Annotated in this window: 17 protein-coding genes and 1 pseudogene; 6 read left to right on the forward strand and 12 right to left on the reverse strand. The window is 64.9% G+C overall.

The window, feature by feature from the left end:
* Positions 1-23 precede the first annotated feature (23 nt).
* From ACEN9T_RS02670 to ACEN9T_RS02680, 3 genes are all read left to right on the forward strand, one after another.
* A complete protein-coding gene (locus ACEN9T_RS02670; protein WP_092975406.1) occupies positions 24-680 on the forward strand; it encodes a cysteine dioxygenase in 657 nt (218 codons plus the stop codon).
* A complete protein-coding gene (locus tag ACEN9T_RS02675; RefSeq protein WP_092975409.1) occupies positions 677-2317 on the forward strand; it encodes a rhodanese-related sulfurtransferase in 1641 nt (546 codons plus the stop codon). The genes ACEN9T_RS02670 and ACEN9T_RS02675 overlap by 4 nt, the downstream gene beginning before the upstream one ends.
* 395 nt (positions 2318-2712) lie before the next feature.
* A complete protein-coding gene (locus ACEN9T_RS02680) occupies positions 2713-3600 on the forward strand; it encodes an EamA family transporter (RefSeq protein WP_092975412.1) in 888 nt (295 codons plus the stop codon).
* A 63-nt stretch (positions 3601-3663) separates the two neighbouring features.
* On the opposite strand, the gene ACEN9T_RS02685 is transcribed toward ACEN9T_RS02680, so the two are convergent.
* The 6 genes and pseudogenes from ACEN9T_RS02685 to ACEN9T_RS02710 all read right to left on the reverse strand — a co-directional run bounded on the left by ACEN9T_RS02685 (position 3664) and on the right by ACEN9T_RS02710 (position 9573).
* A complete protein-coding gene (locus ACEN9T_RS02685) occupies positions 3664-4065 on the reverse strand; it encodes a type II toxin-antitoxin system MqsA family antitoxin (protein WP_092975415.1) in 402 nt (133 codons plus the stop codon).
* Between the two features lie 2 nt (positions 4066-4067).
* Positions 4068-4217 (reverse strand): annotated as a pseudogene (locus ACEN9T_RS02690) (type II toxin-antitoxin system MqsR family toxin); the annotation flags it as partial.
* 87 nt (positions 4218-4304) lie between these two features.
* Positions 4305-6317 (reverse strand): putative bifunctional diguanylate cyclase/phosphodiesterase, encoded by a 2013-nt coding sequence (locus ACEN9T_RS02695; protein ID WP_092975421.1) that lies wholly within the window; start codon positions 6315-6317, stop codon positions 4305-4307.
* Positions 6314-6886, reverse strand: a complete 573-nt coding sequence (locus ACEN9T_RS02700; protein WP_413706345.1) for a YfiR family protein — start codon at positions 6884-6886, stop codon at positions 6314-6316. Before ACEN9T_RS02700 ends, ACEN9T_RS02695 begins: the two co-directional genes overlap by 4 nt.
* A complete protein-coding gene (locus tag ACEN9T_RS02705; RefSeq protein ID WP_413706346.1) occupies positions 6883-8853 on the reverse strand; it encodes a TonB-dependent receptor plug domain-containing protein in 1971 nt (656 codons plus the stop codon). Before ACEN9T_RS02705 ends, ACEN9T_RS02700 begins: the two co-directional genes overlap by 4 nt.
* 300 nt (positions 8854-9153) lie before the next feature.
* Complete coding sequence (locus tag ACEN9T_RS02710; RefSeq protein WP_092975430.1) at positions 9154-9573, reverse strand: F0F1 ATP synthase subunit epsilon; 420 nt, start codon at positions 9571-9573, stop codon at positions 9154-9156.
* A 232-nt stretch (positions 9574-9805) separates the two neighbouring features.
* Between ACEN9T_RS02710 and ACEN9T_RS02715 the strand changes: the two genes are divergently transcribed.
* Both ACEN9T_RS02715 and ACEN9T_RS02720 read left to right on the forward strand, forming a co-directional pair.
* A complete protein-coding gene (locus ACEN9T_RS02715) occupies positions 9806-10741 on the forward strand; it encodes a LysR substrate-binding domain-containing protein (protein ID WP_092975433.1) in 936 nt (311 codons plus the stop codon).
* Positions 10742-10786: 45 nt separating this feature from the next.
* Positions 10787-11470: an HAD family hydrolase gene (locus tag ACEN9T_RS02720; RefSeq protein WP_413706347.1), complete on the forward strand. Its 684-nt coding sequence runs from the start codon at positions 10787-10789 to the stop codon at positions 11468-11470.
* Positions 11471-11530: 60 nt separating this feature from the next.
* Here ACEN9T_RS02720 and ACEN9T_RS02725 read toward each other — a convergent pair whose 3' ends face one another.
* From ACEN9T_RS02725 to ACEN9T_RS02750, 6 genes are all read right to left on the reverse strand, one after another.
* Positions 11531-12751, reverse strand: coding sequence for a TIGR03364 family FAD-dependent oxidoreductase (locus ACEN9T_RS02725; protein ID WP_413706348.1), 1221 nt, complete (start codon positions 12749-12751; stop codon positions 11531-11533).
* A gap of 3 nt (positions 12752-12754) precedes the next feature.
* Positions 12755-13780, reverse strand: a complete 1026-nt coding sequence (locus ACEN9T_RS02730; protein ID WP_413706349.1) for a putative 2-aminoethylphosphonate ABC transporter substrate-binding protein — start codon at positions 13778-13780, stop codon at positions 12755-12757.
* Between the two features lie 55 nt (positions 13781-13835).
* On the reverse strand, positions 13836-14714 hold the full coding sequence (gene phnX / locus ACEN9T_RS02735) for a phosphonoacetaldehyde hydrolase (RefSeq protein ID WP_413706350.1): 879 nt from the start codon (positions 14712-14714) through the stop codon (positions 13836-13838).
* Between the two features lie 56 nt (positions 14715-14770).
* Positions 14771-16534, reverse strand: coding sequence for a putative 2-aminoethylphosphonate ABC transporter permease subunit (locus tag ACEN9T_RS02740; RefSeq protein ID WP_092975445.1), 1764 nt, complete (start codon positions 16532-16534; stop codon positions 14771-14773).
* Between the two features lie 7 nt (positions 16535-16541).
* Positions 16542-17684, reverse strand: a complete 1143-nt coding sequence (locus ACEN9T_RS02745) for a putative 2-aminoethylphosphonate ABC transporter ATP-binding protein (protein ID WP_413706351.1) — start codon at positions 17682-17684, stop codon at positions 16542-16544.
* Between the two features lie 78 nt (positions 17685-17762).
* Positions 17763-18629 (reverse strand): LysR family transcriptional regulator, encoded by an 867-nt coding sequence (locus ACEN9T_RS02750; protein ID WP_413706352.1) that lies wholly within the window; start codon positions 18627-18629, stop codon positions 17763-17765.
* A 324-nt stretch (positions 18630-18953) separates the two neighbouring features.
* Between ACEN9T_RS02750 and ACEN9T_RS02755 the strand changes: the two genes are divergently transcribed.
* A complete protein-coding gene (locus ACEN9T_RS02755) occupies positions 18954-20657 on the forward strand; it encodes a M30 family zinc metallopeptidase (RefSeq protein ID WP_413706353.1) in 1704 nt (567 codons plus the stop codon).
* Positions 20658-20697 lie beyond the last annotated feature (40 nt).

A 20697-nucleotide genomic window follows, 5' to 3' on the forward strand; every position in this document is an offset into this window, starting at 1 on the left:
AACCCCACATCAGGAACCCGCCGATGAGCACGCCCGCCCTCGCTGCCGCTTCCGCTGCTGCTTCCTCTGCGGCACCTGCAACCCAGTCCATCGCGCCGCTGCGTGATTTCGTGACCGCGCTGTCGCGCCTGCTGGATCAGCAGCCGACCGAAGCCGAGATCCTCTCGCGCGCCGGCGCCCTGCTCGGCGCGCTGGTCGCCCGCGACGACTGGCTGCCTGCTGAATACGCGCAGCCGCACCCCGAACACTTCCAGCAGTTCCTGCTGCATGCCGATTCCGGCGAGCGCTTTTCCATCGTCAGCTTTGTCTGGGGCCCGGGCCAGCGCACACCCATTCACGACCACACCACGTGGGGTCTGATCGGCATGCTGCGCGGCGCTGAATACTCGCAGCCGTTCAAGCTCGACGCGCAAGGCAAACCGCAACCCGACGGCCCCGCCATCCGCCTGGAGCCGGGCGCTGTAGAACACGTCTCGCCGCGCGTGGGGGACATCCACCGCGTGCACAACGCCTTTGACGATCGCACGTCGATCAGCATCCACGTCTACGGCGGCAACATCGGCGGCATCCACCGCTCCGTCTATACGGAAGACGGCGAGCGCAAGCCTTTCGTCTCCGGCTATTCGAATACCCATCTGCCCAATCTCTGGGACCGCTCCAAGGACACGCCTGCATCATGAGCACCACCATCGACGCCATCGAATCGCCGGTCGCTGCACCGCTGGCCGAAACCCATGTCCCCGCGCTCACGTATGCCGAGGTGCGTGCCGCGCTGCTGTCCCGCAAGGAGATCGCGCTGATCGACGTACGCGAAGAAGACCCGTACGCGCAAGCGCATCCGCTGTGGGCAGCCAACCTATCGCTCTCCCGGCTAGAGCTGGAAGCGTGGTCGCGCATTCCGCGCCGCGATACGTTGATCGTGCTGTACGGCGTGCACGACGGCGTGGACCTTGCTCCGCGCGCGGCGGCCAAGCTGGCTGAACTGGGCTACACGCGCGTGTACCTGCTCGAAGGCGGCCTCGATGGCTGGCGCGCTGCCGGTGGCGAAGTCTTCCAGGACGTGAACGTGCCCAGCAAGGCCTTTGGCGAATACGTGGAGGCGCACCGCCACACGCCCTCGTTCAGCGCGCAGGAGGTCAAAGCGCTGCTCGATGCCAAGCGCGACGTGGTCATCGTCGACGCACGCCGCTATGAAGAGTTTCAGACCATGAGCATCCCCACGGCGACGAGCGTGCCGGGCGCAGAGCTGGTGTTGCGCATCCGCGAGCTGGCGCCGGACCCGAGCACGCAGGTCATCGTTAATTGCGCAGGCCGCACGCGCAGCATCATCGGCACGCAATCGCTCGTGAATGCCGGCATTCCCAACCCGGTGGCGGCACTGCGCAACGGCACCATCGGCTGGCTGCTGGCCGATCAGGTGCTGGACCATGGCGCCAGCCGCCGTCACCCGCAGGACGTGTCTGCCGAAACGCGCGCGCAGGCCCAGGCCGATGCACGCGCCGTGGCCGAACGCGCCAACGTGCCGCGCATTGCGCTGGCTGAGGTTGCCAAACTCGAGACACCGGACCGCACGGTCTACAAGCTCGACGTACGCACGCCCGAGGAATATGCCGCCGGCCACCTGCCCGGCTTTGCCAGCGCGCCCGGCGGCCAGCTCGTGCAGGAAACCGACCACACGGCTGCCGTGCGCGGCGCCCGTATCGTCCTGGCCGATGACGACGGCGTGCGCGCCGACATGTCCGCCTCGTGGCTCGCACAGATGGGCTGGGAGGTCTATGTCGTCGATCCGGTCGACGCCAGCGAGCGCAGCGTCACTGGCACGGGGCAGACGCCCGCTCCACAACCTCCGGCCGTGCGCACGGTCGACGCCCGCGCCCTGGCCGGCTGGCTGGAAGCGGGGGACACCGCCGTCATCGACGTCACACGAAGCGCCAACTACGTTGCGCGGCATATTCCGGGGGCGTGGTTTGCCGTGCGCTCAGACTTGCCCGCAGCGCTGGCGCGCATCCCGGCGGCACGCCGCTACGTGCTCACGTGCGGCTCCAGCCAGCTCGCCCGCTTTGCCGCCGCCGACCTTGCCAAGCTGACGCAGGCCGAGGTGTGGGTGCTCGACGGAGGCACCGCGGCATGGGTGGCCGCCGGCCTGGCCGTTGAAACCGGCGAGACCCATCTGGCCTCAGCCCGCATCGACCGCTATCGCCGCCCGTATGAAGGCACGAGCGCCCCGCGCACCGCGATGCAGGCCTATCTCGACTGGGAGTTCGGTCTGGTGGAGCAGTTGCGGCGCGACGGAACGCACGGGTTCCGGGTCATCTGAGCGACCGCCCAGGTTCGGAACGTCAGGCTTGGCGTTCTGAACTCGACACTTGGGGCTCCAACACTCCACGCTTGAGGTTCCGGACGCCGCGCTTGAGGTTCCGAACTCCACCGTTGGCGTTCGGAACGTGACCGGTGGCGTTCAGAACCTCGATATCTCGTAGTCCCAACGCCGACATTGAGGTTCTGAACCCCATGCATGGGGTTCCAAAACCCCGCACGCCGGGTTCGTAACCCCGAACGTGAGGTCTGGAACCCCGTGATTGGGGTCTCAAACTCCACATACGCCTCCGCTCACTTGCTTGCTAACGCCGCTCACAACGAGCGATAACAAAACTCGTTTTGCGCATAAGCCGGCGTTGAGTAGCATCGGGACTTCCTCGCAGAGGTTCCGTCATGTCCCCCTTCATCGCCCTGTGCCTGCTCATCACCTACGTGGTGTGGGGCACAACGTATCTCGCCATCCGCTTTGCGCTGACCGATCTGCCGCCCTTTCTGATGATGGGCTCGCGATTTCTGGCTGCTGCGGTGCTGCTCGCCCCGCTGGTCATCCTGCGACAGCGCAAGCAGCCCGAAGAGCGGCCGACCTTGCGCCAGGTCCGCAACTGTGCATTGATCGGCGCGTTCATGCTGGTGGGCGGCATGGGCATGACGGCGGTGGCCGAGCAGACCATCTCGTCGGGTGCCACCACGGTGATGATCGCGTCGATGCCGCTGTTCTCCACGCTGTGGACGCTGCTGGCCGGCGGCCGCCTGCGTGCCTATGAGATTGGCGCCATCGCGCTGGGCAGCATCGGGATTGCGGTGCTGTTTCGCGGAGCGGAGTTTCAGGCCAGCACGGTCGGCGTACTGGCGCTGACCACCGCCATTGCGTCATGGTCGTTCGGCTCGCAGCTCTCCAAACGTATCGACATGCCCAAGGGCATGATGGCGTTCGTGCTGGAGATGGCCTTTGGCGGTGTAGCGCTCGTGCTGCTCAGCCTGATCACCGGCGAAGCGTGGCCGAAGCACATCGGCATGCATGCCGCGCTTGCATGGGGCTACCTCGTGGTGTTCGGCTCGGCCATCGCATTCACGGCTTACATGGCGCTGGTGGAGCGCGTGTCCACCGTCATGGCGACAAGCTATGTGTATGTGAACCCACCCATCGCGCTGCTGATGGGCGCCTGGCTGGCCGATGAAGTGGTCGCGCCGCAGACGCTGGGCGCGACGGGCATCATCCTGGCTGCGGTGGTGGTACTGACGGCCGGGGCTACGCGGGCGGCGCGGCGGGCGGCGGCCTGAGGGCCTCCCCGATGGCGCCCAACAAAAAGCCCGCGCATTGGCGGGCTTTTTCTTTTGGGGCGATCAAGCCATCCTGATTTCAGCCAGCAGATCGGGGTGGTGGTCGAGGAGCTTCAAGAGTTTCACCAGCGCCAAAGACGGCTTCGTCTTGCCAGTTTCATAGCGGGAGAACGCATTGACGCCGCCACCAAAAATCTCGGCGGCCTCACGTTGGTCCAGATTGAGTTTGCGACGCACCGCGGTGATGTAGGCTGGGTCAACGTAGGTCGAATTCACCTGGCGCTGAAAGGCTGACACCAGTTCGCCATATCGGTCGCCCTGCCCACGTTCGAGCACGATTTCATCGCATGCCGGACAGAAATCTCCCGTCACGGAGGGGATGACAGTGGTCTCGCCTTTATAGGCATACGGCACATCGCGTGTGTCATGAATCAGCTCGGCGGCACCACAGCTCGGGCACTTCATGTTCAAAGCTCCTTGAAGGAAACGATCAGCACGCCATCAACGACGGTCAGCTTCAGGTAGATGTCTTGGTCGCTCGCCTTGGCGTGATAGACGTCCTGCCACACGCGATGGTCGGCATGCGTCGTCATGCTCTTGTAGAAGCAGCGTGGCGTAGGTTTTTCCATGCACGCCAACTTAACCTAGTTGGTTATGGCACCAAATAGGTTAATTCTGGAAACCGGGCTTTCTGCGGAACAAAATCACCCCGCCAACGACGACGGCAACGATTCGCTCGGCACCGCATCCTCTTCGGCACATGCAGCGGTGCCGTTGTCCGCAGGATTGTCCAGCCGGTTGAGCCACGCCAGCAACGCGTCGGCTTGCTGGGGGCGCGAGAACAAGTAGCCCTGTCCTAGGTCGCATCCGGCCTCACGCAGCAACGCAAGCTGCTCGGGGTCTTCCACGCCTTCGGCCACCACTTGCATGCGCAGGCTATGCGCCATGGCGATCACCGCACCGGCAATGGCCTCGCCGTCGCCGGGCATGCGTTGTACGAAGCTGCGATCGATCTTGAGCTTCTGAATGGGAAAACGCTGCAGATACGCCAGCGACGAATACCCGGTACCGAAATCGTCGATGGACAGGCTGATGCCGGCCGCGTGCAGGGATTCGAGCAGCGCGATATTGGTCTCGATGTCTTCCATCAGCACGCTTTCCGTAATTTCGAGTTCGAGCTGATGTGGCGGCATGCCGGTTTCGCGCAGCACGTCCATGACGTTCTCCACGAGGGCCGGATCGCGCGTCTGCCGCGCCGACAGGTTGACGGCCACCCGCAGCGTGAGGCCGTCTTCGCGCATCCAGCGCACGGCCTGTTCGCACGCGGTGCGTAACACCCACAGGCCGAGCGGCACGATCAGGCCGGTTTCTTCCGCCACGGCGATGAACTCGCCAGGGCCGATCAGGCCGATCTCCGGATGACGCCAACGCACCAATGCTTCCACGCCATAGACGTTTGCCTTGCAGAGCACCGCATCGTGCGCGTCTTCGGTGCGCAGGCGCACCTGCGGCTGGTAGGCCAGCAGCAGTTCTTCGCGATCGAGCGCGCGGCGCAGATCGGCTTCCACGCGCAGGCGGCGGCGCGCCTGCTGATCCATCTCCGACGTGAAGCTCGCAGCTGCGTTCTTGCCGTGGTTTTTGGCGTGGTACATCGCCGTGTCGGCGTTGCGCGTGAGCACCTGAACATCGCGTGCGTCATGCGGATACAGGCTCACGCCCACGCTCGCCGTTACGTAGATCTGATGCAGGTCGAGTGCAAACGGCGCCGCCAGCGCGGCAAGAATGCGTTTGGCCAATCCGTCGGCCAGCGTTGCCGCTTCCGTGTCGGCAATCTGCGCCCGGCCGGACAGCTCAGCGATCACCGCAAACTCATCCCCCCCGATGCGGCACAACACGGCACGCAAGTTGGCTTGGTCGATCACGTCGTTCAGCCGCCGTGCAACCTGGCGCAGCAGTCGGTCGCCGTTGTTGTGGCCCAGCGTGTCGTTGACAACCTTGAAGTTGTCGAGATCCAGCAGGAGCAGCCCCACTGCACCCGCCTGGCCCGCGCGCTTGAGCGACACCTGCAGGCGCTCGTTGAAGGCGTGCCGGTTCGGCAGTTCCGTGACCGAATCGATGTGGGCGAGGTAATCCAGATGCGCCTCTGCCTGCAGCACCGCGCGGCGCATGCGGGCGATCACCAGATACGCGAGGCCCATCGCGCCGATGCCCACAGACACCGTGAGCACGGCATAGCCGAGCAGTTGCATGTACAGCTCGGTCAGGCTGGAGCGCACCACCACATAGCCGATCACGCGGCGCTCCGACTCCACCGGTTCCACCACCTCCAGGGTGGTGAGCGTGGACACATCCGAGTCCCGCAGCATGGTGGCATCGGGCGCGCGCACCGGTGCGGCATCGCCGTGCTGATACAGCGCCAGCGGCTTGCGCAGTGCGCTGAAAATGCCGGCGGCACGCAGCGGCGGCGATGCTTCCAGCGCCGCCAGAGTTTCTTCCGCCGCGCGACGGTCATTGAAGAGCAGCGCGGCCACGCTGTTGGCGCCCACGATGCGCGCCTGCACGTGCACGTCGCGCACCAACGCCGCATGCAGCGCGATGAACTGGAACACGATGAGCAGGAAGCCAGCGATGGTCAGCGCTGCGCCAGCGCCCGCCATGTTGGCCCGCACCATGGAGTGCCCCAATCGAGGCCGTGGAGTCATGATGGACTCGCTCATTGCACGGTCCTCGCTAGCCGCAGCAGTTGTGAGCTGAGCTGAAGATGGGCTTGCCGCGCAGCCACGGCATCGATGTCGAAGACCACGCGATCGTCATGCAGGGCCAACGCGATCATCGGCTCCGGGTTGCCGGCTGCGCGCTGGCTCTTTGGGCTGTCGGACACTGTCAGCACGGGCGCAGCCGGATCGACGCGCACACCGTTCGGGGTACGCGCATCAAACACGAGGACATGGCATCCGGTGACGGCGCCGTCGTTGATCTTCCGGATTTCCAGGCGGTGTCCGCGCACGGGTTTTCCTGTCAGTTTTTCCAATGCAGCCTGCAACGGATGCTGGGCAGTTACGCACACCACCATCGGGGCGTCGGCCTGCATGACGTCGGCCGGCCAGTTGGTGAACAGTGCAAAGTTGTAGATGAACGCCGCCTTGACCTGCACCTCGCTGGCCTGCATCTGCGCATGCGTGGCGCCCATGCATGCCACGCCCGCCAGCACGGCACCCAACACCGCGCAGAATCTGCGCGGGCCGGGTCTTCGGGCGCGTCGGACGCTGCCGTACGGGGTGCTCATCGGAAGGTGTAGGTAAATTTCAGGCGAAAGGCACGGCCATCCTGCTCGATTGACGACTGCGCTAACTCCGGACCAGCCGGATCCGCATAGCGCCGATCAAACAGGTTGTAGACGCTGGCCGACATCTCCAGATTGGGCGCCAACCGTGCCGCCAGCAAGGTCAGGTTGGCGATCCAGTAACCGCCCACTTGGCCAGCGGTCGTCAGCCGATTGCTGATGTACTGCGCCTCCACCCCAGCACGCCAGTCGCTGCGCCACACAGGCGCGGTGGCGTTGAGCTTGAGCATGTGACGCGGCGAGTTGCTCAGCGCCTGGCCGGTATCGAGATTTTCAGAACGCTGGAAGCTGTAGCTCGTGCGCAGGCGCGTGCCGCCCGGCCAGTTCTGCTCGTAGCCGAGTTCCGCGCCGCGCGTGCGCACACGCGCTACGTTGCTGAAAAAGAGCAGCCCGGTGTTCGGGTCTTCGCTCTGGCTGATCAGGTTGGAAACGTTGTTCTGAAACACCGACAAGGTCGCCTTGCCGCCAGCGGCAACTTGTTGCTCGACCACCGTTTCATACGTTCGTATACGCTCGGCCGACAACCCATTGGTGACCTGCTGGCCGCCGGGCGCGCTGGTCTGGTAGTTCAGCTCGTAATCGTTGGGCGCGCGATAGGCCATGCCGTAGATCGCCTTGACGGTGGTCGTTGGGGCGGCATGCCAGATCAGGCCCACACGCGGGCTGAAGATGCCCGATGCGAAGCTCGTGTGGTCGTAGCGCAGGCCCGTATCCAGCACCCAATCCCGATGGAGCAGGAATTGATCCTGCACATACACGCCCACCCGGTTGTTGCTCCGATGGTCATCGAGGTAACTGGCGTACGGCACCGTATCGAAATTGCGCATTGCATCACGGTAGTCGCGTTGCAGCTCCGTGCCGATGACCAGCGTGTGGCGTTCGATGCGGCGCGTCACGAGCTTGAGTTCCGTGCCGTACCACGCGGTGTCAAAGGTATCGCGGTTGATGCCGGCCGGGGGCGGGTTGTATGCGTAGTCGCCCTGCGAGACATAGCGCCCCCAGAACAGCCGCGCCGACACATCAGTCGTGTCGTCCAGTGCGTGCTGCCAGGTGCCGTTGAAGATCTGCCGCGTATCGACGGTGCGCGAGCGCGGGTCGTTGAAGCTCTGGTCGTACGGCGCCGTCGGCACGCCCTTCGTACGATCGACGTAGCCGAAGGTCAGCCCGAACTCGCCAAAACTGCCCTTGGCAAACAGGCGCTTGGCGCGGTCGTAGTCCATGCCGCGGGCCACGCCGTCGCTCACGCCGGGCTGGTTGAACTCGGGAAAGTAGAGGTCGCGCCCCGGGGCATCGTTCACGCTGGCCGACAGCAGCCATTCGGCACCGTTCTCTGCCCGCTTGCCCCAGATCACGCGCGCATCGCGCGCATTGGCGCTGCCCGTTGATCCGCTGGCCTGCACGCCGTCAATGTCACGGCCGCGCTTGGTGATGATGTTGATCACACCGAATAGCGCGTTCGATCCGTACACCGCCGAGCCCGCTCCGGGCACGTACTCCACCCGCTCGATCAGGTCGACGTCCAGGATGGCTTCGGTGCCGACGGACGCCTGGTCGAAGATGGGGTCGTTGGTGCGATGGCCATCAATCAGCAACAGGAAACGGGTGTCGTAGTCGCCCGCGCGCAAGAAGCCCCGAGCGCCCAGCGTGGTGTAGTTGCGGTCGTAGTTGGTGTAGAGCCCCGGCAGACTGCCCAGGATGTCGGCCAGCGTGCGCCAGCCGTAGGCTTTGATGTCTGCCGCGGTGATGACCGAGACGTTGGCGGGCGCCTCATTTGCGGCTTGCGCGTACTTGGACGCCCCGGTGACGACCTGCACCTGCATGAGTTGCTCGATAGGCAACGCGGTCAGATCGGCGACGTCTGTTTGTGCCAGCGCGGGCTGAGAAAGCAATGCACCGGCCACCGCAAACATTTGCGTGCATCGTTTTCTGGCAAGTGGCACCGGGGCCAAGCGCAGAGGTAACGCGAATAAATGCTCGGCACTCGGATGTTTCCGGCAACCAAGCGCAAGCACACGGGCAATGACAACAAGAGGCGACATCAGCGGGACCGGCAGAATCGATCACGTCTCTGGAGGGACGTTCAGCGGGAATTCGATAGTTCTGCTCTAAAACGGAGAGCCAGCGCGGTTCTTTACCCCACCCCGGCTGGGGCGACATGCGGGCGCCGTTGTGGTGTGGCGCCAGCACGGGGCATTTGTGACGGCAAAGGCTCAGCGGCGGCGCTTGCGCAAACGTTCAATGGCGGCCAGTTGGGCAACGGCTTCAGCCAGTTCAGCCTGCGCACGTGCGTAGTCGAATTTGCTATTGCTGTTCTGCATGTGCTCTTCCGCGGCCTTGCGGGCTTGCTCGGCCTTGGCTTCGTCCAGATCGTGCGCGCGCACGGCGGTATCTGCCAGCACAATGACCTGCTCGGGTTGCACATCGACAAAGCCGCCGGCCACGAAGAGGATCACCTCCTCGTCGTTTTCCTGCGTGACACGGACGGTGCCAGGACGCAGGCGCGTAAGCAGACGTTCATGGCCGGGCAGGATGCCCAGTTCACCCTCGGTGCCGGGGATGACCACAAACTTGGCGTTGCCTTCGTACAGCCGTTCTTCTGCCGTGACGACATCGACCTTCAGCACCGGCATGGTGTCTCCTGTGTTACGCGCGTAGGTTCACACGGTAGCATGATGTGCGCCCGGCGCCCTCCTCGCAACTTGCTCCCATTCAGCGCACTTTGCGTTGACAAGCGCGTGGCACGTGACCACCGCCCACGCGCGCAGCCTTGGCTGACCGTAAGGTTTCACAGTATGTAGCGTCACAAACGCTGCCTAGACTGTGCGGCTGACGATCAGAAAGACATATCAGGGAAACACAAGCATGCTGGGCGATCTATTGATGTCGTTCTTCGAAGTGGCGCGCCAGGGCAGCGTCACCTCGGCTGCCAAGCGCCTGCGTCTGTCGCAGCCGACCGTGACCGGACGCATCCGCCAACTGGAAGAGATGTACGGCGTAGAACTGTTCCACCGCCGCGGCAGCCGGCTGGACCTCTCCGACTTGGGCGTAAGCCTCATGCCCATCGTCGAGCGCCTTGCGCAGCAGGAAGGCGACGTCGATTTTCTCCTGCGCAATGCCGGCGATCTGCGCACCGGCAACCTGCGCGTGGGCGCGACGGGCCCCTACTACATCCTGCCCAGCGTGGCGGCGTTTCGCGCGCGGCATCCGACCATCGAGATCACCATTGAATTCGGCAATTCGCAGCAGATGCTCGAGGCGCTGTCGGAGGTGCGCATCGACCTGGCCGTTTCGTCGCACGCGGTGGATGACGAGCGCCTGCATCGCATCACGCTGGCAGAAGACACCATGGTGCTGGTCGTGCCGCTGGACCACGCGCTTGCACGGCGGCCGAGCATCACGCTGGATGACGTTGCAGGCTGCCAGCTGTTGATGCGCGAACCGGGCTCCGTCACCCGCCGCGTTACCGAAGACGCGTTCGCCGCAGCCGGCATCGAGCCTGCCAGCACGAGCATCATCGGCAGCCGCGAAGCCATTTACGAGGCGATCAGCCTGGGGCTTGGCTGCAGCATCGTGCCCGCGCGGGAAGCACCGCGCCGCCCCGACGTGCGCGTGCTGCCGTTTGCAGACAACGCGCCGGTCATCCACGAATATCTGTACTTCCTGAAGGAGCGCAAGGACGCACGGCTGGTACGCGCGTTCCTCGACTGCCTGAACCCGCAGGTTGCGCAGGCACCGAAGAAAAACGCCAATGCGTTCATCGCCAAAGTTATGGCGATGGACACAGCCGCGACGCGCTAGGGCCGTAACCTCGCGGTTTTTCAACCGCCCCTGCCCGCCCGCTGTATGCAATCGCTTGCCCTGTTCGACCTGGACCACACCCTGCTGCCCATTGACAGCGAATACGAATGGGGCCGCTTCCTGGTTGCCCAGGGCGCCGTGGATCGAAGCGTTTTCGAGCAAGCCAACGAGCGCTGGATGCGGGAATACCGCGACGGCACGCTCGACTTTGGGCGACACGCGCGCTTCTCGCTCGGCTTGCTGGCCCAGCACCCGCGCACGCGGCTCGACGCCTGGCGTGCCACGTTCCTGCGCGATGTCATCGCGCCCGCCATGCTGCCGCGCGCACGGCAACTGGTCGACACACACCTGCGCGCCGGCGACCTTTGCTGCATCGTCACCGCCACGCACCGCTACCTGACCGAGCCGATTGCCGCCGCGTTCAACGTGCCGCATCTGCTGGCGATGGAGGGCGAGACCTTCAACGGTCAGAGCGATGGCGCGTTCACGGGCAACCCGCTCGGCACCGCCACGTTTGGCGCCGGCAAGATCGTGCGCGTGACGGAATGGCTCGCGCAGCGCGGCCAGCGCATGACGGACTTCTCGCGCACTGTGTTCTACAGCGATTCACGCAACGACCTGCCGCTGCTCGAGGCCGTCTCGCACCCCGTGGCCGTCAGCCCCGACCCCACCTTGCGGGCCGTGGCCGAATCGCGCGGCTGGCCCATCGTCGAACTCTTTGCTGCCTGAAAACAAGAACGCCCGCGCGGCGTGAACCGTGCGGGCGTCTTATTGGTGAACGACGCTCCGTCAGGCAGCCACCGTTGCGGGCACGCTTGCCGGCGGCGTCCATTGGGGCAGTTCGGTGCCGTCGACCAGCGCATCCATATGCCGATGCGCCAGCGCCGGTCCGACGCTCATGCCAATGCCGCTGTGCATCAGCGCGACGGTGGTGCGATCGTCGACGCGGGTGATCGAGAACGCGCCGCTGCCGGGTACATGGCACTTGGCGCCATATACGCCCTGCCAGCGTTCCACCACGCGCAGCTTGCTGCCGAAGGTGTCACGCGCGAGGTCGAGCATGATGTTGTCGACCGACTCGGCGTTGAACGGGCGTGCGTCCTGGCCGTAGTCGTGCGAATCACCAACGATCCAGTCGCCATAGGGCGTCGGGCTCACCAGCAGGTGAATGCCGTGGCGTGCCAGCTCGGGGCGCTGATGCTCGATCTGCATGGCCAGCGCCTGGGCGGTCGGCAAATCCGCAAATGCACCGTAGTGCGTGCATGACAGGCCGGTCAGCACGGCGTGTTCCAGGCGGAAGCCGTCTTCAGGCGTGACGCGCAGCATCTGCAGGCGGCACACCTGCGGTTGCAGAGCACGAAGGTGGTCAGCGCACAGGGTCTGGTAATCGTGACCGCTGCAGACGACGACGCGCTGGGCGTTGCACACGCCGGCGGTTGTCTCCAGCCGGCCGCCTTCCACATGGCGCACGAGCGTGCCGAAATGGAAACGCACACCTTGCGTGGCAAGCCATGACGCCAGCGCCGGAATGGCTTCGCGCGAATAGAGCTGCAGATCATCAAAGCCCTGGAGCGCTGCACGGTGGCGCATGAAGCGTTCATCGTAGAGGTTCGCCAGGTCTGCGCTGCGCAGCAGCTTGACGTTGTAGCCGAAGGCCGGTGCGCGCGTTGCCATGAACTCGTCCAGCACGGCTTCTTCTGCGGCATTGCGGGCAAATAGCAGAGCACCGTTGGCGCGCGCAAAGATGCCAGCCTTGTCGGCCCAGTCGAGATACAGCGCGCGGCTTTCGCGCGCGAGGTCCAGCATGATGCCGGGCGGCTGGCCGGTCACCAGCATCTGGCCGAAATTGCGAATGGATGCGCCAACGGCAATATCGCTGCGCTCGAATACCGTCACGCGAAGGCCGCGTTTGACGGCAGCGGCTGCGTGGGCCAAGCCCAAAATGCCAGCCCCGACAATGGCGACGTCGGTGCTGGCATCCAGGCCCCCTTGAGTTACGGGAGCTTGCATCGCTTACTTCTTCTCCGACTTGCCGTCGTAGCGCTTCGTCCACTCGGCAAGGATACGGTCACGATTGGCGCTGGCCCACGTAAAGTCGTTCTTGATCAGACGCTTTTCGTAGTCGGCTGGCAGCAGCGGATCCGGCTTGGAGAAGCCCGGCGTGGCGACCACGGCGAAGTTCTTCTCGTACAGCGCCATTGCGGCCGGGCTTGCGGAGAAGTCGGCCAGCTTCTTGGCAGCGTCCAGATTCTTCGTGCCCTTCATGATGCCGGTGGCTTCCACGTCCCAGCCCAGGCCTTCGGACGGCAGCACGATGTCGATGGGTGCGCCTTCCTTCTTCGACTTCACGGCACGGTATTCAAACGCGATACCGATCGGGAATTCACCCGAGGCCGCCATCTTGCAAGGCTTGGAGCCCGAGTGCGTGTACTGGCCGATGTTCTGGTGCAGGGCGTCCATGTAGGCCCAGCCCTTCTGCTCGCCCATCGTTTGCAGCCATGCGCTCACGTCCAGGTAGCCGGTGCCAGACGAAGCCGGGTTCGGCATGACGATCTTGCCGGCGTACACGGGCTTGGTCAGGTCGGCCCACGAAGTCGGTTTCGGCAGGTTCTGCTTCTGCGCTTCAACGGTGTTGAAGCAGATGGCGGCGCCCCAGGCATCCATGCCGACCCATGCCGGTGGATTGGCCTTGTCGCGGTACGTAGCGCCGATCTTCGACAGATCGGCCGGTGCGTACGGCGTCAGCATGCCTTCCTTGTCCAGGATGGCCAGGCTCGATGCGGCCAGGCCCCACACCACGTCAGCGCGCGGGTTGTTCTTCTCGGCCAGCAGCTTGGCGGTGACAACGCCGGTGGAGTCGCGCACCCACTTGATCTCGATGTCCGGATTGGCTTTCTCGAAAGCCTCCTGGTACGCCTTCACTTGATCAGCTTCCAGCGCCGTATATACGGTCAGCGTGGTCTTGGCAAAAGCCGACGTGGCGAAAGCCATCGCGGCCGAAGTGGCTGCGGCGGCCAGCAGGGAAAGACGTGCGGTCATGGTTTCCTCGGTATGGTGTGATGCAGCGGAAAAGACAACAAACAGGACAACAAACTCAGATGCACTGCGGGCGCTCACCGCGCGCGAGGCGGCGGTTGATGTCGGCCACGACTTCAGGTAGATCGGCAATCGTGTCGATCTCGTAGTGCGGACGGCAGGCAGCAAAGCCGGCCGAGATGGCAACGCGATGACGCGCACGCTCATCCGCAGACAGTGCGATGTATTGCTCGTACGGCAGACCCAGCGCGTTGCCCGACATGAGCAGCGCAACGGTCCACATGCCGGCGCGGCGGCCCTCTTCGATGCCGGGCACCGTGTCGTCGACCTTCACGCAGGCCGCTACATCGCCAATCGCAAGATCGACCACGCAACGCAAGGCCTGCGCAGGCCACGGGCGCGCGCGGGGCACTTCGTCGCAAGCGACCACGCAGTCCGGCGTGTAGCCGGCACTGGCAGCCAGGTCGACTACACGGTCCATCACCACGCGCGGGTAACCCGAGCACGTGCCGATCTTCAGACCCGCTTCGCGTAGTGCGGCGACGGTGTCCAGGGCGCCCGGAATCATGGCGGAATGCGCGCCGACCTTTTCGATCTGCAGCGGCATGAAGCGGTTGTAGATGGCGGTGACATCGTCATCGGTCGGCATGCGGCCATGCGCGAGCGAGAAACGTGCGGCAATTGCGCCGTCGTTGCACAGCGTGCAGATGTGGTCCCACTTGCCCAGGCCCATCGGGCCGCGTGCCTCGTCCAGCGTGATGGCCACGCCAAATTCGGCAAACGCTTCCACGAAGATCTGCGTGGGCGCAAACGAGCCAAAGTCGACCACGGTGCCGGCCCAGTCGAGCACCGCAGCTTCCAGCCGCAACGGCGTGCTGCCCGGATTGAGGCGGTCTGCGCCCGCCTGGCGCGCCGTGATTGGGGAGGAATCACCCATGTTCTTGCTTCCTTTCTGCTGTTGCAATGACGGACTACGAATGACGAACTGCGAATTCAATGCGCTGCCGTGCGCCAAGCCTGCGTGCGGCGCACGATGCCGCGCATGGCGAGTTCCAGCAGCAGCGATACGACGATCGACGTGGCGAGAATGAGCGTGGACATGGCCGCAGCGGGGCCGATGTCGCCGGCGTCGTCCATGTTCAGCACGGCCACGGAAGCGAGCACGGTGTCGGGGCTGTAGAGAAAGATCACCGCCGACACGGTGGTCATGGCCGACACGAACAGATAACGCGCGCACGACAGGACGGCGGGCAGGCACATCGGCAGCGTCACGCGCCAGTACGTGCGCAGCGCCGACACCTTGAGCGAGGCCGACACCGCTTCGAACACCGGATCGAGCTGCCCGAGCGACGCCACCGACGTAAGGTGCGCCGCCGTGGCGCAGTGCATGATCGTGCAGAGCACCATCAGCGCCATGCCGCCATACAGGCCGTTGAGCGGATTGGCCGGATGGTTGAAGAAGAAGACGTAGCCCAGACCGAGCACGAGGCCGGGCACTGCCATCGGCAGCAGCACGGCAAAGCGGATGGCCGAGTGCAGCCCGGATTGCAACCATCCGGCAGCGCGTGTCTTTTCGACCAGCCATGCGCCGCTGAAGATCAGTACGGTACCGAAAACGGTCGTGAGCGCCGCCAGCTTCAGGCTGTTGCGATACGCCAGCCAGCCGCCGCCGTCCATGTTGTCGAAGTCGTAGTTGCGCAGCGACAGCTCGAGGTTGTATGGCCAGAGTTTCACCAGCGATGCGCCAACGGCAGTGGCAAGCATCAGCAGAATCCCGCCGACCACCAGTACGCTCAGCAGCAGGAAAAGCCCGTCGCGCAGGCGATCCGGCTGCGGGTGATAGGGTTGTGCGCGGCTGGCCAGCGCGGCGTGCTGACGGCGCTGCACGAGGCGCTCCACCGCAAAGGTCAGCAGCGCTGGCAGCAACAGCATCAAACCGATGACGGCGCCGCGCGCAAACTGCTGCTGCCCTACCACCGCCTTGTAGGCCTCCACGGCCAGCACCTGGTAGCTGCCGCCCACCACGGTCGGCACGCCAAAGTCGGTCGCGACCAGCGTGAAGACCAGCGCAAAGGCGCCGAACAAGCCGTAGCGTGCGCCGGGCAGCGTGACCGTTCGGAACGTGCGCCACGGGCTCGCACCCATGGCACGCGCGGCGTCATACAAGCGACCGTCTGCGAGCGTAAGTGTCGCCAGCAGCAGCATCAGTGCATATGGAAAGGTGTAGAACAACTCGCCCAGCACGATGCCCCAGAAGCCGTAGATGTTGCCGCCGTTCATCCATGCCTTGAACAGGCCCTGGTTGCCGAACAGGTAGACCAGCGCAATGCCGGGCAGCAGCGACGGTGCAAACAGCGGCAGCATCGCCAGCGTGCGCATCGTGCCGCGCAATGGCATGCGCGTGCGTTGCACCGCATAGGCAAGCGCAAACGCCAGCGGCACCACAATCGCGGCCACGGCGCTGGATACGGCCAGCGTGCGCCCCACCATGGCAAGAAAATTCGGCGCCTGGACCACGTGGGCTACCAGCGCGAAGCCATGCTCGTCTGTGCTGCGCACGCTGGCGACGAGGCCCGTGGCCTGCAACAACATCATGGCCGTGGGAAGCAGCAAGCCGATGGTGAGCAACAGCAGCCAGCCAAGCTTCATGCCAGTCAGCACCGGAGCATCCGTACGCCAGAATGGCCGGCTCGCAGCGCGAACCGGTTCGGATTGCGTGGCCGCAACCACGTGGGTCTCGGGGGGCAGCATCGACATCGTGGCCTCAGGCATACACGCGCAGGCCGTCGCGCTCCAGCGCGATCCACAGCTTGCTGTCGCCCAGGCCGCTGCGGCCAACTTGCAGCGCGCTCGATGCCACTTCGGCCACCAGCGGTGCATCGGCCAATCCATCGATCGACAGCGTCACGCGCGTGCGGCTGCCCAGGTAAATCTGATCGACCACGCGGGCCAGATGGCGGTTGGGGGCGTCGTCGTCGGGGTGCAGCGTGACGGCTTCGGGGCGGCAGAACAGACGGCCCGGCGTGGACGCACTATCTGCGAAAGCCGGATCGAGCAGCAGCGGTTGGCCGGCCAGCGTGGGCGTGCCATCTTCCGCGCGTTCCAGCGGCAGCCAGTTGGCCTGGCCGACAAACCCGGCGACAAACCCGGTGGCCGGGCGCGAATAGATCTCCGCCGGGGAGCCGGTCTGCTCGATGCGGCCGTTGGACATGACGGCGATGCGATCGGCCATTGCCATGGCCTCGTCCTGGTCGTGCGTGACCATCAGCGTGGTGACGTTCAGCTTGCGCTGCAGGCGGCGCAGCTCGACGCGCAGGTGTTCGCGCACCTGGGCGTCCAGCGCCGACATCGGCTCGTCCAGCAGCAACAGCGACGGTGCCGGCGCCAGCGCGCGGGCCAGTGCCACGCGCTGCTGCTGGCCGCCCGACAACTGCGACGGGTACTTCGCCTCGCTGCCGGCCAGGCCAACCAGCGCGAGCATCTCCGAGACCCGCTCCTGCATGCGCGCACGGTTGCCGTTGCTGGCGTCCAGTCCGTAGCCAACGTTCTGCGCCACCGTCAGGTTGGGAAACAGCGCATACGACTGGAAGACGATGCCGTAGTCACGCTCGCGCGGCGCCAGGTTGGAAATATCGCGGCCACCGGCGACGATCTGGCCGCCGTCGTGCGCCTCCAGCCCCGCAATGATGCGCAGCAAGGTCGTCTTGCCGCAGCCCGACGGGCCCAGCAGGCAGACGAATTCGCCCTGCCCCACATCCAGCGACACACCGTCGAGTGCGGTGAACGCGCCAAAGCGGCGCGAGACTTGCCGCACAGACAGGAACGGCGCGGCAGAACCCGCGGTCGGGTAGATAACAGGCTGAGAGATGGGCACGGGGGCGCAGACAATGGCAAAAACGGTCGCCACTGTAGCCAGCCGACATGTACCCCTTGTGGCAGTTACCCCAAAAACGCCAATGCGCGCATTTCCGGATTTTGGTTCGGTCTATGACGCGACGGGCCGGACTTCGCTCAGGAAGGCGGCAATCAAGCGCGCATCGCGCCGATCCTGCAGGCAGTACAGGTATTCGCTCAGCTCCGGCGCGCCACCTTCAAAGGGCAGCACGCGCAGATCGGCGTGGCTTGGCACTTCCTGGCGGGCGATGACACTGACACCCAGGTTGCGCGTGATGGCCTCTCGGATGGACTCCCGGCTGCCGATCTCGACCGTGGAAGCCGGCGTCACGCCAGCCTGCGCCATCATCGTTTCCGTCATGGCGCGGGTGGTCGACCCGACTTCGCGCACCAGCAGCCGGCATTGCGACAGCGCGCTGACCGGCACGCTCGTCTGGCCGGCGAGCGCGTGGCTTCGATGCACGACAAGCACGAGCGGATCGCGCGCCAGCTCAATGCGCAGAAAACGCGCGTCGTCCACCCGCTGCGACGACGACGCCACGTCGACGCGGTACTCCTGCAGCGCTTCGAGCATCTGCACCGAATTACCGGCTTCGATGCTGACGTCAATGCCGGGATGGCTTTTGCAGAACCGATCCACGATGTCGAGCACGTAATACGGCGCCGTCGCGCCAATGCGCAGGTGACCCGATCCCATGTCGCCGGAGTTGCGCAGGAAAAAGTCGATCTCGGTTTCCTGGCGCACGAGCTGGTCCACCAGGGGCATCAGCCGCACGCCCGCGTCCGACAAGGAGAGCCGGCGCCCGCCCCGGTAGAACAGCTCTACGCCGTAGGCCTCTTCAAGGGCGCGGATCTGCGAAGTCACGGTCGGCTGCGACAGGCCAAGCTGCTTGGCTGCCAGCGTGATGCTGCCCAGGCGGGCAACCATGAAGAACGATTTGAGCTGCGCAACGAGCATCGGCGGGTGACGTATTGAGCGCGTTTGCGGCGCGGTGAATGAGCGGGCGGCCCATTCTAGCGGACGGTACCGTCGCCAAAGTGGCGCCAGGCGCCCTCCTCCATTTTCTGCATCTACATCTGGGGGCTACGACTTTTTCAACCTTTTCGACAACGCAAACTTTGCGCACCCCCACATCGGGGGAAATTGGCGCCTGTGAAGGCGTTATTTCCACGGATCGAATCCGCCACTTCAGCTAGAGAATCCGTCGGCATGTTGCGCTTGAGGCAGTCACGAGCCGCCCTTGCGCACGCATTCGGTATGTGCGGATTTGGAGAGAAGTGGATGGAACGCAGCAGCAACGTCGTGCGCGGCACGAAGCAATGGACCATCGCGATGATGGTGGCAGCAGCAGGCACCCTGGCCGCATGTGGCGGGGGCGGAGGCGGCGGCAGTTCAGGGGCCACCCCGGCAGCCACGCAAGGCTCGTCCGCCAATATCACTGTGGCGGCGGCGTGCAGCGGGTCGAACTGCGGCGCACTGGGCAACACCTACGCCGGCTCCGGCGTGGGCGTGTGGCAAGCGACGAATACGGGCGCAGCGGCCGGCTCGGTGCCGGTGTCGATCGCGGGGCTCACGGGCCAGAGCGTGACGCTCGTCTACACGAACCAGAGTGCGGCGGCGCAGCCGATGCCATCCGTCTCGCTGACGGGCCTGGGGCTGCTGAACGCAACGGGCGCGCCGGTCGCCAAGCCTGCCGCCGACGTGGCCGGCAATGACGCCAACGCGGCGTTCGACCGTCAGCTGTCCGATTTCAATATGCATGCGCTGGACGGCTACGCCACTGGCGCCGGCCCGCTCAAGACGCAAGGCGCCTCCAACGATACGGTGCTGCGTCCGCAGTCGGTCGCCAGCGTCGGCACGCAGCGAACGTGGAACCACCAGCAGCCGGACGGCACCGCCACCGTGCGTACGGCCACGCTGCGCCAGCAAACCACAGCCACCGACGGCCGCATCGTCAACCTGTGGGTGGAAAACACCGAATACGGCTCCAGCAAGATCAGCGACGGCATCATCAACACGCTCATCACCAAGTTCGCTTCGGGCACGCAGTCGGTCTATACGCTGGCCACTTCGCTGGTCGGCCAGCCGTGGGGCAGCTACTCCAGCTCGGCCAGCCTGATCGACCCGAACCAGGCGCTCGACATCGTGGTGCTGAACATCCAGCCCGACGGCCAGGCCTATGGCCGCGTTGGCTACTTCTGGGCACGCAACAACTTCACCACCAGCTCGCAGCCGCTGTCGAATCAGTCGCTGTCGCTGTATGTGGATTCGGAAACCATTTACCTCGGCGGCACCGACGGACTGAATACCGTCATCTCGACGCTCGGCCATGAGTTCACGCACATGGCCAACTTCTACCAGCGTGGCGTGCTGCACGGCTCGCAGTACATGTACGGCACGTGGCTGGAAGAAATGACAGCGATGACGATGGAAGACGTGCTCTCCAGCCAGATCGATCCGACCTTCAACAACGTGCGCGACAGCCGCTTCCCGGCCTGGCTGCAAAGCGCGTACGACTGCTCGCTGACGGCGTTCGATCCGTCGCTGTCTTCGTCGTGCCCGGGGTATCCGATTTCGGGCAGCCTGGGCGGCTTCCTGCTGCGCCAGTACGGCATTGCGTATTACGCCAACCTGCTGCAGAACTTCTCGTCGACGGATTCGACTGCGGTATTGAACAACGCCATCCAGGCCGGCGGTGGTGCAGGCCTGGGCGATGCAACGGGCCGCTGGGGCACGGCGGTCGCGCTGCTGCCGGTGCCGGGCAGCCCATCGGGCTTCGCGTATCCGGCTCGCACGGACAGCGGGTTCTCGATCCCCGCGCTGAATGGCCCGAGCTACAGCAGCCAGCGCACCATGCCGACGTCCGTGCCGGCCACGCTGCAGGGCTTCGGCCAGTTCCCCGTCGCGCGCGGCACGAAGGCGGGCACGTACAGCGAGACGATCACGGTGCCGGCATATTCAACGGTGTCGATCATCATCCATTGACACCACGCGGTTCGGGGAGTCCGCTCCTTTCGGGTTCCGT

It is taken from the genome of Ralstonia sp. Ralssp110 (genome assembly GCF_047325135.1).
GTDB lineage: Bacteria > Pseudomonadota > Gammaproteobacteria > Burkholderiales > Burkholderiaceae > Ralstonia > Ralstonia mojiangensis.

Bases quoted from the DNA above. Each gene is read 5' to 3' on its own strand.
- ACEN9T_RS02725 (WP_413706348.1), bottom strand. From the start codon at position 12,751: ATGCAAGCTCCCGTAACTCAAGGGGGCCTGGATGCCAGCACCGACGTC.
- ACEN9T_RS02750 (WP_413706352.1), bottom strand. From the start codon at position 18,629: ATGCTCGTTGCGCAGCTCAAATCGTTCTTCATGGTTGCCCGCCTGGGC.
- ACEN9T_RS02710 (WP_092975430.1), bottom strand. From the start codon at position 9,573: ATGCCGGTGCTGAAGGTCGATGTCGTCACGGCAGAAGAACGGCTGTAC.
- ACEN9T_RS02715 (WP_092975433.1), top strand. From the start codon at position 9,806: ATGCTGGGCGATCTATTGATGTCGTTCTTCGAAGTGGCGCGCCAGGGC.
- ACEN9T_RS02670 (WP_092975406.1), top strand. From the start codon at position 24: ATGAGCACGCCCGCCCTCGCTGCCGCTTCCGCTGCTGCTTCCTCTGCG.
- ACEN9T_RS02740 (WP_092975445.1), bottom strand. From the start codon at position 16,534: ATGTCGATGCTGCCCCCCGAGACCCACGTGGTTGCGGCCACGCAATCC.
- ACEN9T_RS02695 (WP_092975421.1), bottom strand. From the start codon at position 6,317: ATGAGCGAGTCCATCATGACTCCACGGCCTCGATTGGGGCACTCCATG.
- ACEN9T_RS02675 (WP_092975409.1), top strand. From the start codon at position 677: ATGAGCACCACCATCGACGCCATCGAATCGCCGGTCGCTGCACCGCTG.
- ACEN9T_RS02730 (WP_413706349.1), bottom strand. From the start codon at position 13,780: ATGACCGCACGTCTTTCCCTGCTGGCCGCCGCAGCCACTTCGGCCGCG.
- ACEN9T_RS02700 (WP_413706345.1), bottom strand. From the start codon at position 6,886: ATGAGCACCCCGTACGGCAGCGTCCGACGCGCCCGAAGACCCGGCCCG.
- ACEN9T_RS02720 (WP_413706347.1), top strand. From the start codon at position 10,787: ATGCAATCGCTTGCCCTGTTCGACCTGGACCACACCCTGCTGCCCATT.
- ACEN9T_RS02705 (WP_413706346.1), bottom strand. From the start codon at position 8,853: ATGTTTGCGGTGGCCGGTGCATTGCTTTCTCAGCCCGCGCTGGCACAA.
- ACEN9T_RS02755 (WP_413706353.1), top strand. From the start codon at position 18,954: ATGGAACGCAGCAGCAACGTCGTGCGCGGCACGAAGCAATGGACCATC.
- ACEN9T_RS02685 (WP_092975415.1), bottom strand. From the start codon at position 4,065: ATGAAGTGCCCGAGCTGTGGTGCCGCCGAGCTGATTCATGACACACGC.
- phnX (WP_413706350.1), bottom strand. From the start codon at position 14,714: ATGGGTGATTCCTCCCCAATCACGGCGCGCCAGGCGGGCGCAGACCGC.
- ACEN9T_RS02680 (WP_092975412.1), top strand. From the start codon at position 2,713: ATGTCCCCCTTCATCGCCCTGTGCCTGCTCATCACCTACGTGGTGTGG.